Here is a 15,400-nt window from a genome sequence, read left to right as displayed (position 1 = left end):
GCGGCTCGAGGGGGAGATTTCCGCACGGTCTGCGCCCTGTTGGGGGCCGCGCCGCGAAATAAATCTCGTCACATCATCAAGCTGTCATACTTCGTATACCGACAGGCTGTAGTCCTGTCTGATACGTCCGACAGCACAGACGGAGCCTTATGACGGATATCGGCGAGCAGATCGGCGCCCTCCCCATGCATTGGGACAAGAAGGGCAACCTTCAGGTCCTGATGGTGACGTCTCGCGATACCGGGCGCTGGGTGATGCCGAAGGGCTGGCTCATGGACGGCAAGAAGCCCTGGGCCGCGGCCGAGATCGAGGCGCTCGAAGAGGCCGGGGCGGTCGGGCATATCAGCCGCGAGGTGCTCGGCAGCTTCCATTACGACAAGATCCTCGACGATGGCAGCAGCCTGCCCTGCCGGGTCGAGGTCTATCCGATGATCGTCGAGAAGCTGAAGCGGCGCTGGAAAGAGCGCAACCAGCGCACCCGCCACTGGTTCTCGCCGAAGGCCGCCGCCAAACGCGTGCACGAGCCTGAACTGTCCGAACTGCTGCTGTCGCTGGTCGACAAACCGCGTAAGCAGCCGGTCATCAGGCAGTTGCTCAAACGGGCCGTCTAGCCGCGCCTCAATCGGGGGTGAAGGCGCCGAACACGCCCGCCGAGAAGGTCAGCGGGGCGCCGTGGTGGGTCGTCACCCGCAGCACCCGTCCCACCACGATGGAGTGATCGCCCGCATCGTGCTGCGCCTCGGTGCTGCACTCGAACCGCGCGAGGCAGCCTTCGATCAGCGGCACCCCCTCGGGGCTGGCGGACCAGTCGGCGAGGTCGAAGGACTCGGCATTGCGAGCGAAGCCGCGACAGAGCGCGGCCTGATCGCGGCTCAGCACATGGATGGCAAAGCGTTCGGCGGCCATGAAGGAGGCATAGCGCTGCGAGTCCTTCGCCGGCGACCACAGCACCAGCGGCGGGTCGAGCGACACGCTGGCAAAGCTGTTGGCGGTGATGCCGATCGGGCCGTCCTTGGTGGCGCAGGTGACCACGGTGACTCCGGTCACGAACTGCCCCAGCGCGTTGCGGAAGGCGCGGGGATCGGCTCCGGCGGGATCGAAGCTCTGCGGGCTCTGGCTCATGCCCTGTCCTCTCGCGGTGTCGCCGTCGCGTCTCGCACGCCGTCTCTCCTTGTCTCGCATCTGTGGTCTTATCGTCACGCGAGGGTAATGCGTGCTCGGATCGGGCGGGGCAAGCGACGAAACTGTTTGCTGATGCACAGCCCCTCCCGCTCAAACTCGCGCCCGAGGCGGTGAAGTCAAGGCGCCCGGGGCCTTTATTGCTTTGGTTTCCAAAGCCTGCGGGGTGATTCCGCGGATTGCCGGGCGCCCGGAGGGGGTGTTGATTTTCGACAACATTCACGGCGCTGCCAGCGCGCGGGACCTGAATGAAGCTGATCGGCACTGGTGGAAGCGCCCGCGGTGCGGTAGTCAGGTACCAGAAAATAAAGGCCGCCAAACGATAAAAACCGGTGGCCACGAGTGGAGCAGTGTCGTCATGAACGCGATGGTTACCGTCGACCGTACCCGCATGGGTGCGGCCCGGAAAGGCTGTGCGGGTTCGCCTGAAAGCGCGCCGCAACGGTCCGGGAGAGTCTGACAGACAGCCCGTTCGTCCCCCGCTCGTCATCGAGACGCATGTGCCGCTGTCCCCGCGGGGACAGGGATGTCGTGTTGCGCGGTGATGCGAGCGAATGGAATTGCCGCCCCGGTGGATGCACCGCCTGCGTCCCGGGGTCCAACTGGCGGGAGCGTCGATCTTCGACGTTCCCGCTTTTTTCTTTTCTACGTCCCTCTTAGTCGCGCTCGGCGCACGCCAGCCGTCTGGGGCAGGGGCGTTTCACCACCGACGCGATTGGCCGGTGTGCGCCGCGTCGCGCGACACGTGGAGATTACGCGGACGCGCGACGGCCCTTCGAGAAACACATGACGCGCAAAGGCCGCCGTCCCGGTGGGCGGCGGCCTCTAGCACTGGCGTACTTAGTTAGGTGTCTGCCCTCAGCGGCGACGGTCGCGGCGCGACGACATCGGCTGGAACGCCACGCCCACATGCGCCTCGCAGTAGGGCTTGCCCTGCTGCACCGGCAGGCCGCAGAACCAGAAGTCTTCGGTCGCGGGGTCGCCCACCGGCCACTTGCAGGTGCGCTCGGTCAGCTCCATCAGCGTCAGCCGCTTGGCCTTCTTCTCGATCTCGCTGACCTTGGCCAGAGCCTCGGGGCTGATCTCGTTGGCAGACGGCTGCGGCGGCAGCGGCTGGCCGGCCGGAATGATCTGCTTGCGCGCCGGAGACACCGCCGGACGGGTCTCGGGCACGGCGGCCGCCTCTTCGCGCGGAGCGGCGTCGGCCGCGGGCGCGGCCGGAGCCGGCTTGGGCTTGGCGGCGGGCTTGGCATCCTTGACCGGCTTCGCTTCCTTGGCGGGCGCCGCAGCGGCCGCGGGGGCGGCACCAGCACCGGTCCGGTTGGACAGGCCAAGGCGGTGGACCTTTCCGATCACGGCATTTCTCGTGACACCGCCGAGCTCTTTCGCGATCTGGCTGGCGGATTGTCCCTCCGCCCACATCTTCTTCAGCAGCTCGACGCGCTCATCGGTCCAGGACATGACGTATCCTCATTGAAAAAGGCGGCCCTCTGAACGGACCGCCTGGAAATTCCGCGGGTGGCCCTATTGTAGTCATCGCATTCCGAGTTACAAGCCAAGCCCGCAGAGGAAAGGCCCACGCATGACCGATTATCCGCACAGAGATCCCGGCGAGCGCCGCTTCGGGCAGGTGAACTGGCTCGGGCTCTACACGCTGTGCAGCCGCGAGGTGATGCGCTTCATCAACGTCTGGACCCAGACATTGCTGGCGCCTCTGGTCACCGCCGGGCTGTTCCTGATGATCTTCACCATCGCCATCGGTCCCCGTCGCGGAGACGTGATGGGCATTCCCTTCACCGACTTCATCGCGCCGGGGATCCTGATGATGACGGTGATCCAGAACGCCTTTGCCAACACCTCGTCCTCGATCGTGGTCTCCAAGGTGCAGGGCAACATCGTCGACACGCTGATGCCGCCGCTGGCGCCGTTCGAGCTGGTGCTGGGATACCTCGCAGGCGGCGTGGCGCGCGGGCTGATCGTGGCCGTGGCGATCTCAGCGGGGCTGTTCGTGACAACCGGGCTGGTGCCGCAGCACCCGCTGATCCTGCTGGTCTTCGTGACCCTCGGCGCAGCCTTCCTGTCGGCGATGGGGATGCTCGCGGGGCTCTGGGCCAACAAGTTCGACCAGATGGCGGCGATCACCAACTTCATCGTCACGCCGCTGGCCTTCCTGTCGGGCACCTTCTACTCGGTCGAAGCGCTGCCGCCGGGGCTGTACGAGATCACCCACGTCAACCCGGTGTTCTACCTGATCGACGGCGCCCGCTACGGCATGATCGGCGTCAGCGACAGCCACCCGGGCTTCGGCTTCGTCATCGCTCTGGCGGCGACGGCGGCGGTGTTGCTGGCGGCATGGGCGCTGTTCCGGACGGGCTGGCGGCTGAAGGCCTAGGGCCCACCGGCCGGATCCGGGCCTCGCGCCAGGCCAGCAGCCCGGCGCCCGCCACGATGATCCCCGCGCCGAGCAGCGAGACCGCGTCGGGGCGCACCGAGAACAGCAGGAAGTCGTAGAGCGTGGCAAAGATCAGCGTGGCGTACCAGAACGGCGACACGAAGCTGGCATCGGCGCGCCTTATCGCCTGAATGAAGCAGGTCTGCGCCGAGGCCATCAGCACGCCGATGCCCGCGAGCGCCGCCCATTGCTCCGCCGTCGGCATCTTCCAGAACGCGAAGGCCGCGGCGCTGGCGATGCAGGTGCCGATGAAATTGTTGATCAGCAGGATCTGGAACGCCCCTTCGCGCCCCGAGAGCCGCTTGATCACCACCAGTTCCGCCCCGAGGCAGAGCGCCGCCCCAAGCGCCAGAAGTGCCGCCGGCTGAAACGCCTGCGGTGTCGGGCGCAGGAGGATCATCGCGCCCACCAGCGCGATCACCGCCGCCGAGACCCGCACCCGTCCGATCTTTTCCCCGAGGAAGGGGATGGCCAGCAGCATCCCGACCACCGGGTTGAGAAAGCTGATCGCGGTGGCGTCGGTCAGCGGGATGAAGGCGGCGGCGGCGAACATGAAGCTGACCCCGCCCCAGCCGAACAGCACCCGGAGCGTGTGCACCGGCAGCGCCGGGCGGGTCATTCGCGGCCGCATCAGCAGCGCGGCGGTGGCAAACACTGTCAGCGCGAAGATGAACCGCCCCTGGCTGATCTGCAGCGGATGCAGCGGCGGACCGAGCGTGTCGGTGCCGAGCATCTTGGCCAGCAGCGTGGTGCCGGCGATGAAGCCGGAGGCGAGCAGGGTCAGGGCCGCGGCGAGCGGCGGGTTCGGGCGTGCATCCATGCCCGCCGGTCTGCGCCCTCGGCACGGCTTTGGCAAGCCTCGGGCGGCGCGCGTCCCACGCCGGGAGGGCTTTGCGCACTGGGCGCAGGGGAGGGCGGCGGCGCCCTCTTGATCGGGGCGGGGAGTCCCTGTATCCCGCCTGACATGACTCGGGTTCTCGACCTCGGCGACCGCGCGCGTCTGCGTGAACGGTTCTACGGCGCCACCTTTACGGTGCTCGCGCGGCTATAAGCCTGTCATCGCCCGCCCCGGCGCGGGACAATGATGCCTCGCGCCCAGCCCAGCCATTCCCAATTCCGGAGAGGAACCCATGTCCGGCAAGACACTCTACGACAAGATCTGGGATGCCCATGTCGTCCAGCAGGACGAAGACGGCACCTGCCTTCTGTATATCGACCGCCACCTCGTGCACGAGGTGACCTCGCCGCAGGCCTTCGAGGGCCTGCGCATGACCGGCCGCACCGTGCGCGCCCCGCAGCGCACCATCGCCGTGCCCGACCACAACGTGCCGACCACGGTCGACCGCGAGAACGGCATCGAGAACGAGGAAAGCCGCATCCAGGTCGAGGCGCTCGACAGGAACGCCAAGGAATTCGGCGTCAACTACTACCCGGTCAGCGACGTGCGCCAGGGCATCGTGCACATCGTCGGCCCCGAGCAGGGCTGGACCCTGCCGGGCATGACCGTGGTCTGCGGCGACAGCCACACCGCGACCCACGGCGCCTTCGGCGCGCTGGCGCATGGCATCGGCACCTCCGAGGTCGAGCACGTGCTCGCCACGCAGACGCTGATCCAGTCCAAGTCGAAGAACATGAAGGTCGAGATCACCGGCCAACTGCGCCCGGGCGTGACCGCCAAGGACATCACCCTGTCGATCATCGGCCACACCGGCACCGGCGGCGGCACCGGCTATGTCATCGAGTATTGCGGCGAGGCGATCCGCTCGCTGTCGATGGAAGGCCGGATGACGGTCTGCAACATGGCCATCGAGGGCGGCGCCCGTGCCGGCCTGATCGCGCCCGATGAAACCACCTTCGAATACGTGAAGGGCCGCCCGCACGCGCCGAAAGGCGCCCAGTTCGAGGCCGCCCTGTCGTGGTGGAAGACGCTCTACTCCGATGACGACGCGCATTGGGACAAGGTCGTTACGATCCGCGGCGAGGACATCGAGCCAGTGGTGACCTGGGGCACCTCGCCCGAGGACGTGCTCGGCATCTCGTCCAACGTGCCCTCGCCCGAGGACTTCACCGGCGGCAAGGTCGAGGCGGCCAAGCGCGCACTGCAATACATGGGCCTCGAGGCCGGTCAGAAGCTCACCGACATCAAGATCGACACGGTGTTCATCGGCTCCTGCACCAACGGCCGCATCGAGGACCTGCGCGCTGCGGCGGCGATCCTGAAGGGCAAGAAGGTCAAGGACGGCATCCGCGCCATGGTGGTGCCGGGGTCGGGCCTCGTGCGCGCCCAGGCCGAGGAAGAAGGCCTCGCGCAAATCTTCATCGACGCGGGCTTCGAGTGGCGCATGGCGGGGTGCTCGATGTGCCTCGCGATGAACCCCGACCAGCTGGCGCCGGGCGAGCGCTGCGCGGCGACCTCCAACCGCAACTTCGAGGGCCGTCAGGGCCGGGGCGGACGCACCCACCTGATGTCGCCGCAGATGGCGGCGGCGGCGGCGCTCACCGGTCACCTGACCGATGTGCGCGACCTGATGGAGGCGCCGGTCACGGCCTGATGGCCGGGGCGCGGCTCCGGCTCCGGTCAGGAGGCGGTCACGAGGCCTTGCGAAGTTCGCTTTCCGACTTCAGCACCTCGTCGCCGTCCTCCTGCTCGATCCGGTAGGCCGGATCGTCGTCGGAGGCATCGCGCGTGACCTCACTGCCCTTGATCTTGAGGGTGATCTTGCGCGTGTATTTCTTCACGACCTTGCCGGTCCCGGTGCCGTTGCCCCAGTCCCATTCGACCTTGGTGCCTTCGCTGTAAGACATCGCTGAACTCCTGGTATATCCTGGCGGAAAACGCCGGCCCTGCGGCGCCGGTTCCGCCCTCCGAAAGGACCCCGAGATGGAAAAATTCGAAAAACTCACCGGGATCGCGGCGCCGATGCCGCTGGTCAACATCGACACCGACATGATCATCCCCAAGCAATTCCTGAAGACGATCAAGCGCTCCGGCCTCGGCGTGCACGCCTTCGACGAGATGCGCTACCTCGATGACGGTTCGGAAAACCCCGATTTCGTGCTCAACAAGCCGGCCTACCGCGACACCCAGATCCTCGTCGCGGGCGACAATTTCGGCTGCGGCTCCTCGCGCGAGCACGCGCCGTGGGCGCTGGCCGATTTCGGCATCAAGGCGGTGATCTCCACCTCCTTCGCCGACATCTTCTACAACAACTGCTTCAAGAACGGGATGCTGCCCATCGTGCTGCCGCAGGAGGCCGTGGACGTGCTGATGCAGGACGCCGAGAAGGGCGCCAACGCGCGCATGACCATCGACCTCGAGAACCAGGTGGTGACCACCTCGGACGGCGAGGAGTTCCGCTTCGAGATCGACAGCTTCAAGAAGCACTGCCTGCTGGAAGGGCTCGACGATATCGGCCTGACCATGGAGAAGGTCGGGGCGATCGACAGCTTCGAAGAGCAGGCCGGACAGAGCCGCCCCTGGGTCTGACCGCGCAGCGACGGCGAACTGGAAGGCGGGGACCGGTGTGTTCCCGCCTTTCCCGTTTCTGAAGCCTCGCGCCTGTGTCCTCGCCCTGCCTGCCTCCGGCGGGGATATTTTTGGCCAGAAGAAGACAGGAGCGCTCCGCCCCATGCTTCTTCTGGCCTGAAATATCCCGGGGGAGTCGCCGCAGGCGACGGGGGCAGCGCCCCCAACCGTCCCAACGGGACTCGCTCGTGCATCGCACGCGGCTCGGGCCTTCGTCTCGGTCAGCGGCCATTGCATCACTGGCGTACGCTATTCCAAGGTCTCGGGCATCAGAGGCGGCCGGAGCACGCGCTGATCCGGTACAAAGCCGCCTGATGACATGGCGGTATGGCTTGCACGGGCTCCCCCTATCCAGCGCCTCATCCGCGTCTTCTGGGCGCCTCAGCCATATCTTGTGTGTCCGGGGGGGGGCGTGCCACAATTCAGTTGCGCCTGATGCAAAAACGCACCGATCCAGACCCCAATCTGCCCAAATTAGGGACCTTTCCGGCGTAGAACCTTGCCGCGACGCGGTAATCTGGGCAAAACTTGGGCAATACTGAGGCATGCCGTCCCCTGGGGCGGCGTCCGGCGAACAAGGTGCACGGCAACGAATCGTGCCCGGCCGGACATGAGAGGCAGGACCATTGATCAAGCGTATGGTGAAAGCCGGGACGCGCGCCGTCCTTGTTGCGGTGCTAATCTCCATGCCGGCGCTGCTGTTGCCGCAGACCACGGCGGACGCAACCCAGTTCATTGCGCTTCTGGCGCTGATCGGCGCGCTGCTGGCCTTCGTCGAGTATGTCGGCGACTACCCCTCGATCATCGAGTTCCGCGATGCGCCGCCGTTCAACCGGCTGCGTTTCCTGGCGCTTTTCGCAACGGTGCTGATCCTCACCCTGATCTCCCGCGGCGAGGTGGCACCCTCGGCGCTCAGCGACAGACTGCACGGGCTCGGCCACAGCGTCGGGGAGGTGCTCGATTTTCCCTACTCGCCGGTGCGGCTGATGGTGCTCGGCGCCTCGGCGGACCTGACGGTCGGGCAGGGCGAGATGATCCGGACCCACGCGGGGATTGCCTATCTCCTGTCCCTGCTGGCGACGGCAGGGTTCGTGCTGGTCGTGCGGGTGCTGAACTGGCCGACCCGGAGCGGCGCCTTCAACTTCTGGGTCAACCTGCCCCTCTTTGACCCGACCGCGGGCGGCGACGTGCTGCGCCGCCTGAAGCGGGATGCCATCGTTAACATCGCCTTAGGGTTTCTTCTGCCATTCCTGATCCCGGCACTGATGAAACTGGCGACAGCGGCGTTTGCCCCGATCTCTCTGGCGAATGTCCACAGCCTGATCTGGATCACGAGCGCATGGGCCTTTCTGCCGGCAAGCCTGATCATGCGCGGCGTTGCGCTGATGCGCATTGCCGAGCTGGTCGAAGAAAAGCGCCGCCGCGCCTACGCGCAGGCGGATTTGCAGGCGGCCTGAGTCGTTTCCTGATCCTGCCCCTCTTGCTCATCGTTTTCCTGTGGCTGGCGCTGCCGCTGCAGGCCGAGCCGCTGCGGCTGGCCACGTGGAACGCCGATCTCTCCCGCAAGGGGCCGGGGCTCTTGCTGCGCGACCTGCGCGATGGCGCGGGCGCCGGGGTGGTGGCCGAGATTGCCGCCGTGGCCCCGGATGTCCTGCTGCTCACCGATATCGACTTCGATCACGATCTCGCTGCGTTGGGCGCGCTGGCTGCACGGTTGGAGGAGGCCGGGCTGTCCTATCCGCACCGCTTCGCGCAGAGGCCGAATACCGGTCTGCCCACCGGGCTTGATCTCGATGGTGACGGCCGGCTCGGCGGGCCGCGGGATGCGCAGGGTTATGGCCGGTTCTCGGGTCAGGGGGGCATGGCGCTGCTGTCGCGGCGTCCGCTGCGGCTGGAGGCGGATTTCACCGCGCTGCTCTGGCGCGACCTGTCGCGCAGCCGGATGCGCGACGATGATCCCGCGCCCGGGCGCCAGCGCCTCTCTTCCGACGCGCATTGGGTGATCGGGATCGAAGGCGGGCCGACCCTGCTGGCGTGGAACGCGACGCCGCCGGTTTTCGACGGGCCAGAGGATCGCAACGGCCGGCGCAATGCCGACGAGGCGGCGCTGTGGCGGCGCTATCTCGACGGCGCGTTCGGCACGCCGCCGGACCGCCCGGTGCTGATCGGAAACGCCAATCTCGACCCCGAGCGCGGCGAGGGGCTGCGCGAGGAGATGCGCGGCCTGCTGGGTGATCCGCGCCTTCAGGATCCCCTGCCGGGGGAGGCGACGGTGGCGTGGGATCAGACCGGGCCGATGCGGGTGAGCTATATCCTGCCCGCAGCCGAACTCACGGTGCGCGATGCCGGGGTGCGCCCGGCCATCGAGGGGCAGCGGCACCGTCTGGTCTGGGTCACGCTGGACCTGCCCTGACAGGCCACCCCGGCCCCCGCCTTTCTTGACCATCCCGCCCCCAGCGGCTACGCGGATCGGGACATTCCGAGGAGAGGATATTTCCATGAGCAACCCTTCGCTTCTCATCCTGCCGGGCGACGGCATCGGCCCCGAGGTGATGGCCGAGGTTCGCCGGATCATCGACTGGTACGGCGACAAACGCGGTCTCGCCTTCGATGTGAGCGAAGATCTCGTGGGGGGCGCCGCCTATGACAAGCACGGCACGCCCCTGCATGACGACACCATGGCCAAGGCGCAGGAGGTCGACGCCGTCCTGCTTGGCGCCGTGGGCGGCCCGAAATACGACGTGCTCGACTTCTCGGTGAAGCCCGAGCGTGGTCTGCTGCGCCTGCGCAAGGAAATGGACCTCTACTCCAACCTGCGCCCGGCCCAGTGCTTCGACGCGCTGGCGGATTTCTCGTCCCTCAAGAAGGACGTGGTGGCCGGGCTCGACATCATGATCGTGCGCGAGCTGACCTCGGGCGTCTACTTCGGCGAGCCGCGCGGAATCTTCGAGGAAGGCAACGAGCGGGTCGGCATCAACACCCAGCGCTACACCGAATCCGAGATCGACCGCGTCGCGCGGTCGGCCTTCGAGCTGGCCATGCGCCGCGGCAAGAAGCTCTGCTCGATGGAGAAGGCCAACGTGATGGAATCGGGCATCCTCTGGCGCGAGGTGGTGACCGAGGTCGGCAAGGACTACCCCGAGGTCGAGCTGTCGCACATGTACGCCGATGCCGGCGCCATGCAGCTCTGCCGCTGGCCCAAGCAGTTCGATGTGATCGTCACCGACAACCTGTTCGGTGACCTGCTGTCGGACGCTGCCGCGATGCTCACCGGTTCGCTGGGGATGCTGCCCTCCGCCTCGCTCGGTGCGCCGATGGAGAACGGCCGTCCCAAGGCGCTCTACGAGCCGGTGCACGGCTCGGCGCCCGACATCGCGGGGCAGGGCAAGGCGAACCCGATCGCCTGCATCCTCTCCTTCGCCATGGCGCTGCGCTACAGCTTCGATCAGGGCGCTGAGGCCGAGCGTCTCGAGACCGCCATCGAGAAGGTGCTCGCCGACGGTGTCCGCACCGCCGACCTGCTGGGCGAAGAGGGGGTGACCCCGGTCTCCACCTCCGGCATGGGCGACGCGATTCTCGCTGCCCTCGACGCCAGCCTCTGAGGCGCTTGCGGGGCCGGCGGCCCTGACCGGATGACACGACGCGGGCGGCACCTCTGGTGTCGCCCGTTGTCGTTTCAGCGCGCGCTCGGATGTGGCGCGTCGAACGCGGTTGCCGGGGGCGGGTGTGGGGCGGTGTCCGGAGCGCCGCTTTCGGCTCGCCGCGTGTTGCCGCGAAGTCGGGGGGCTGGCCCTCCGGCAGCAGCCGACGACCGCGTCGCCGGGACGCGTCCGGCCTGCGAGGCGCACGCCGCGAACTCCTGCAAAATCAGCGCAGTCGCGCAAATCCGCCGCTCGGGTGGCGCGTCCGTGCCGGTGCCTCTTGTTGGGGGCTGAAACCAGTGTAAGGGTCGAGCCACCTCCGTTTCGCAGAGTCGATCACCGTCATGGGACACAATGCCAAAGGCGCGCTTTTCGCGCTGATCTCCTTCGCGCTCTATTCCGGCCACGACGTCGTGGTGAAGCTGCTTGGCGCGGTCTACAGCCCGTTCCAGATCGTGTTCTTCTCGGTGCTGCTGAGCTTCCCGCTGGTCAGCCTCATGCTGATTCGCGACACCACGCCGGGCCACCTGCGGCCGATCCACCCGTGGTGGACGGCGCTGCGCACCGTCTCGGCGGTGATCACCGGGCTTTGCGCCTTCTACGCCTTTTCCGTCCTGCCGCTGGCGCAGACCTACGCGATCCTTTTCGCCCAGCCGTTGCTGATCACCGTGCTGGCGATTCCCATCCTTGGCGAGCAGGTCCGCCTGCGCCGCTGGATCGCGGTGCTGGTCGGGCTGGCCGGGGTGATCGTGGTGTTGCGCCCGGGGGCGACCGAGCTGACGCTCGGCCACGCCGCGGCGCTGGTGGCAGCCTGTTGCGGGGCGCTGTCCTCGATCGTGATCCGCAAGATCGGCCACGAGGAGCGCTCGGTCGTGCTGTTGCTCTACCCGATGATGACCAATTTCGTGCTGATGGCTTGCGCGCTGCCCTTCGTCTACCAGCCGATGCCGATCGAGCATCTCGGCGGCGTCGGGGTGATGGCGGTGCTCGCGCTGATCGCGTCCTTCGTGCTGATCGGGGCCTACAAGGCGGGCGAGGCGGTGATCGTGGCTCCGATGCAGTATTCGCAGCTGCTTTGGGCAACGCTTTACGGCGCGCTGATCTTCGACGAACGGCCCGACCAGTGGACGCTGGCGGGCGCGGTGCTGATCATCGGCTCGGGGCTCTATATCGTGCTGCGCGAGGGCCGGGGCCGGGCGTCCGAGAACACCCCGGTGCTGCGCACACGCGCCCGGTTCGAGACCGGCACGAGCCTCCGCCTCGGCCCGCTTCTGGGGGCGATGCGGCGGCGCGAGAAAACCCTGCAAAAGAGCGCGCAATGACCCTTGCCAAGGTCGGCGGGCTGGGGTATTCCGCCCGCCACGGTCGGAGTGTAGCTCAGCTTGGTAGAGCACTGTCTTCGGGAGGCAGGGGCCGGAGGTTCGAATCCTCTCACTCCGACCAATGAAACAAGGCGCCCCCCGGGGCGCCTTTTTCGTTCGGGCGATCTGCGCGGATATCGCCAGCGGCGGCGCCACAAACCGCCCAGATGACGACGCAACGCGCGCCTCAACGCTTGTCGCGGTGTGGGCCGGCGGGACACCGGACAGCACGCGGATGAAAGGCTCTTGGGCGGCATGGCGTGCCTGTTACGCCGAAACGATAAGCCAAGCCTGCTCCGTCTGCGGACTTGGTGTCGGGATGGCACTGCGCGTGTCGGTCCGCTGATGTCGCGCATGTAGGGCTGCAGCGAGGGCGGCGCGGATCGTTGGGTCACGCGTGGGCGCCGCAGAGGCGGCTCGGAAGCGGCGTCGCACGGCTTGATCGGGGAGAATTTCCCGCCATCGCGGCACACTGCAGCGCGAAAAGAAGAAATTCACACAGGCGGGGGCGGGTTTGGGAAGATTTTCCGATAACGCTGCTCCAGCTGCGCCCTGTCCTGCCCGCCTGCCGGCTGCGGGATCTTTGTTCCCGGCGGGGACGTCCGGGCCGCTCGGTCAGCCCTTGCGGCTGGCGCGCGTTGCGCCAAGTAAGGGGCAAGTTTCAGCGAAAGGGGACATTCCGCGATGAACACACGCATTCTTGGCATTGCTGCCACCGCAACCGCCCTCATGACCTCTGCCGCCTTCGCCGCTCCGCTCGGCCCGCTGGTCACCGCGCCCGAGCTTGACGCGGCGCTGCAGTCGGACGACGCGCCGCTGGTGCTCGACATCCGTGGCGAGGCCTATGACGAGGGCCATATCGAGGGCGCCGTCTCGGCCCCCTACGGCCTGTTCCGCGGCCCGGCCGAGAACCCGGGCCAGCTGGTGCCGGTGGATGAGCTCGAGACCACTTACGAATCGCTGGGCCTCGAGCCGGGCGAGCCGGTGGTGATCGTCGCGCAGGGCGCCTCCGACACCGAGTTCGGCGCCGCCGCACGCGTCTACTGGACCCTGAAAAGCTCGGGCTTCACAGAGCTGTCGATCCTCAACGGTGGCGCGCAGGCCTGGGCCAATGCCGGCCTGCCGGTGTCGACCGAGGCGGTCGACCCGCAGCCGACCGAGCTGTCGATCAGCTGGGATGACACCTGGACTGCCGATACCGAAGAGGTGACCGCCGTGGTCGAAGGCACCGGCGACGCGGTACTGGTCGACTCGCGGCCCGAGGACTTCTTCCTCGGCAAGAAGGCGCATGGCGCCGCCGAGAAGCCGGGCACTTTGCCGGGCGCGGTCAACTACCCCTACACCCGCTTCTTCCAGTCCGGCGCCACGGCCATCGGGCAGGTGACCGACGCGTCCGAGCTGCGCGATGCGCTGGGCCTCAGCGGCGAGGAAGAGGTCGTGTCGTTCTGCAACACCGGCCACTGGGCGGCGACCAACTGGTTCGCCCTGAGCGAGCTGGCGCAGCTCGAGGACGTCAAGCTCTACCCCGGCTCGATGGTGGAATACTCCAAGACCGGCGGTGAGATGGCCAACGCGCCGGGCCTGATCCGCAACCTTCTGAACCAGTTCACGGGCAGCAACGGATGAGCCAGACGGCGACACATGACACGACCCCGGCGGTCCCCGCCGGGGTCTTGGGGAAACGCGCCGGGCTGCTGCTCGGCGCGCTCGCGCTTGTGGGGCTGGTCGCGGTGTTTGCCGGGGCGCGCTACGGCATGTTGCTGGCCATCGGCCTCGGCTTCGGCGTCGCGCTCGAAGGGATGCGCTTTGGCTTTGCCGGACCGTGGCGGGCGATGATCCTGCGGCGCGAGCCCTCGGGGGTGATCGCGCAGCTTCTGTCCATCGCGGTGGTGGCGATCGTGGCGATCCCGCTGCTGGCCAGCCATCCCGGTGAGCTGGTCGGCGCGCAGGCGCCGGTGGGCTTCGCGATGATCGGCGGTGCTTTCGTCTTCGGCGCCTGTATGCAGATCGTGTTGGGCTGTGGCTCGGGCACGCTGGTCAATGCCGGCAGCGGCAACCCGGTGAGCCTCCTGGCGCTGCCGTTCTTCGCGCTGGGCAGCTTTGCGGGGGCGTGGAACCTGATCTGGTGGACCGATCTGGGCGCGCTGCCGATCATCACCTTCGGCGGCACCTCGGGCCTGATCCTGACGCTGGTGCTGATCGCGCTGGCCGTGGGCCTGTTCCTGTGGCGCGCGGCGCCCGGCACGGTGAAGCTGAGCCGGCGCCACGCCATCGCGGCGCTGGTTCTCGCGGCGCTGGCGATCGGCAACCTCGTGGTCGCGGGCCAGCCATGGGGCGTGGTCTACGGGCTGGGCCTCTGGGCGGCCAAGGGCTTTTCGGTGCTGGGCGGCGACCTCTCGGCCTCGGCCTTCTGGAGCGCGCCCGGCTCGATGGAGCGGGTGCAGTCGAGCCTGCTGACCGATTACACCTCGCTGACCAATATCGGCATCATCGCCGGGGCCTTCGGCGTGGCGGCGTGGCGGCGCGGCGCGCTGTCGGCGGCGCTACCGGGCTATCCTGCGCGGGCCTGGGTGGCGACGGTGGTGGCGGGCTTCCTGCTTGGCTACTCGTCGCGGCTGGCCTTCGGCTGCAACGTTGGGGCGTTCTTCTCGGGCATCTCGACCGGCAGCCTGCATGGCTGGGTGTGGTTCGTGGCGGCATTCTGTGGCGCGTTCTACGGCATCAAGCTGCGACCGATCCTCGGGCTGGAGGCGCGGTCATGACCCGCGCCCTGACCGCCTCCCTGTCGCTGGCGTTCCTCGTGGCGCTGGTCGGGTTCGATCTCGCCACGTCGGACCTCAACCCCTATCAGGCCCCTGCCGCGTTTGCGCTGGGCTCGGGCGCGGTGGCGTCCGGGGGGTTCTGCGGGGCCTTGCCCAACTGATGTTTGGAGACCGGCGGGCAGCGCTCGCCGGTCTTTTTGCCTGCGGTCCGTTTCGAGGATCCGACCAAGTGCGTCGCCCACCCGCGGGCGCGCGATATGGTCCCTTTCGCCCTCCCAGATCCGACGCACATCACACGCAGCGCGGGTATCCGGACAGGACCAGCCCGCCCAAGGGCGCAAATGGCCAAAAGCTGTGGCGGCTCAGTCTTGTAGAGTGCCCTGATCGCGCTAGGCTCCGACTGGGCGACGCGGGCGGGACGCTGGGCGAGATCCACGGTTTGGAGGCTCGGGTCGGGTGTCAGGCGCCTTGCAGGGTTT

Annotated in this window: 15 protein-coding genes and 1 tRNA gene; 12 read left to right on the top strand and 4 right to left on the bottom strand. The window is 67.6% G+C overall.

Translation table 11 applies throughout. From position 1 onward, the window contains the following. Nucleotides 1-149 precede the first annotated feature (149 nt). Entirely contained in the window at nt 150-611 is a 462-nt protein-coding gene (locus tag LCM15_RS19980) for an NUDIX hydrolase (RefSeq protein WP_224859549.1), read from the top strand. Between the two features lie 7 nt (nt 612-618). Here the strand turns inward: LCM15_RS19980 and LCM15_RS19975 are convergent, their stop codons facing one another. Together LCM15_RS19975 and LCM15_RS19970 are read right to left on the bottom strand one after the other, a co-directional pair. Then, complete coding sequence (locus LCM15_RS19975; RefSeq protein ID WP_224859547.1) at nt 619-1,122, bottom strand: flavin reductase family protein; 504 nt, start codon at nt 1,120-1,122, stop codon at nt 619-621. Between the two features lie 915 nt (nt 1,123-2,037). Next, nucleotides 2,038-2,640 carry a GcrA family cell cycle regulator gene (locus LCM15_RS19970; RefSeq protein WP_224859545.1) on the bottom strand — a complete coding sequence of 201 codons (603 nt, stop codon included), beginning with the start codon at nt 2,638-2,640 and terminating at the stop codon, nt 2,038-2,040. A 121-nt stretch (nt 2,641-2,761) separates the two neighbouring features. On the opposite strand from LCM15_RS19970, the gene LCM15_RS19965 reads away from it, so the two are divergent. After that, complete coding sequence (locus LCM15_RS19965) at nt 2,762-3,571, top strand: ABC transporter permease (protein ID WP_224859544.1); 810 nt, start codon at nt 2,762-2,764, stop codon at nt 3,569-3,571. Here LCM15_RS19965 and LCM15_RS19960 read toward each other — a convergent pair. Continuing rightward, the gene (locus tag LCM15_RS19960; protein ID WP_224859542.1) at nt 3,492-4,451 is read right to left on the bottom strand and encodes a DMT family transporter; all 960 of its coding nucleotides are present in this window, start codon (nt 4,449-4,451) and stop codon (nt 3,492-3,494) included. The genes LCM15_RS19965 and LCM15_RS19960 overlap by 80 nt on opposite strands. A 310-nt stretch (nt 4,452-4,761) precedes the next feature. On the opposite strand from LCM15_RS19960, the gene leuC reads away from it, so the two are divergent. Continuing rightward, nucleotides 4,762-6,183 carry a 3-isopropylmalate dehydratase large subunit gene (gene leuC / locus LCM15_RS19955; RefSeq protein WP_224859540.1) on the top strand — a complete coding sequence of 474 codons (1,422 nt, stop codon included), beginning with the start codon at nt 4,762-4,764 and terminating at the stop codon, nt 6,181-6,183. 37 nt (nt 6,184-6,220) lie between these two features. Here leuC and LCM15_RS19950 read toward each other — a convergent pair whose 3' ends face one another. Continuing rightward, the gene (locus LCM15_RS19950) at nt 6,221-6,436 is read right to left on the bottom strand and encodes a DUF2945 domain-containing protein (protein ID WP_224859538.1); all 216 of its coding nucleotides are present in this window, start codon (nt 6,434-6,436) and stop codon (nt 6,221-6,223) included. A 76-nt stretch (nt 6,437-6,512) separates the two neighbouring features. Between LCM15_RS19950 and leuD the strand changes: the two genes are divergently transcribed. The 9 genes from leuD (at nt 6,513) to LCM15_RS19905 (ending at nt 15,082) form a co-directional block, all read left to right on the top strand. Next, nucleotides 6,513-7,118 (top strand): 3-isopropylmalate dehydratase small subunit, encoded by a 606-nt coding sequence (gene leuD / locus LCM15_RS19945; RefSeq protein ID WP_224859536.1) that lies wholly within the window; start codon nt 6,513-6,515, stop codon nt 7,116-7,118. Nucleotides 7,119-7,795: 677 nt separating this feature from the next. Next, entirely contained in the window at nt 7,796-8,614 is an 819-nt protein-coding gene (locus LCM15_RS19940; protein ID WP_224859648.1) for a hypothetical protein, read from the top strand. Between the two features lie 50 nt (nt 8,615-8,664). Then, the gene (locus LCM15_RS19935) at nt 8,665-9,570 is read left to right on the top strand and encodes an endonuclease/exonuclease/phosphatase family protein (protein WP_412103307.1); all 906 of its coding nucleotides are present in this window, start codon (nt 8,665-8,667) and stop codon (nt 9,568-9,570) included. Between the two features lie 85 nt (nt 9,571-9,655). After that, a complete protein-coding gene (gene leuB / locus LCM15_RS19930) occupies nt 9,656-10,759 on the top strand; it encodes a 3-isopropylmalate dehydrogenase (protein ID WP_224859532.1) in 1,104 nt (367 codons plus the stop codon). 383 nt (nt 10,760-11,142) lie between these two features. Beyond that, complete coding sequence (locus LCM15_RS19925; RefSeq protein ID WP_224859531.1) at nt 11,143-12,120, top strand: DMT family transporter; 978 nt, start codon at nt 11,143-11,145, stop codon at nt 12,118-12,120. A 44-nt stretch (nt 12,121-12,164) separates the two neighbouring features. After that, nucleotides 12,165-12,241 (top strand) — tRNA-Pro (locus LCM15_RS19920). A 602-nt stretch (nt 12,242-12,843) separates the two neighbouring features. Next, on the top strand, nt 12,844-13,785 hold the full coding sequence (locus LCM15_RS19915; RefSeq protein ID WP_224859529.1) for a sulfurtransferase: 942 nt from the start codon (nt 12,844-12,846) through the stop codon (nt 13,783-13,785). After that, nucleotides 13,782-14,921 (top strand): YeeE/YedE family protein, encoded by a 1,140-nt coding sequence (locus LCM15_RS19910; RefSeq protein WP_224859527.1) that lies wholly within the window; start codon nt 13,782-13,784, stop codon nt 14,919-14,921. Before LCM15_RS19915 ends, LCM15_RS19910 begins: the two co-directional genes overlap by 4 nt. Next, nucleotides 14,918-15,082 carry a hypothetical protein gene (locus LCM15_RS19905; protein ID WP_224859526.1) on the top strand — a complete coding sequence of 55 codons (165 nt, stop codon included), beginning with the start codon at nt 14,918-14,920 and terminating at the stop codon, nt 15,080-15,082. Before LCM15_RS19910 ends, LCM15_RS19905 begins: the two co-directional genes overlap by 4 nt. The last annotated feature ends 318 nt before the right edge of the window (nt 15,083-15,400 follow it).

This window comes from Salipiger bermudensis, from assembly GCF_020171625.1.
Taxonomy (GTDB): Bacteria; Pseudomonadota; Alphaproteobacteria; order Rhodobacterales; family Rhodobacteraceae; genus Salipiger; species Salipiger bermudensis_B.
The sequence above is the reverse complement of the archived record's forward strand: the minus strand, read 5'-3'. Positions and strand labels throughout refer to the sequence as shown.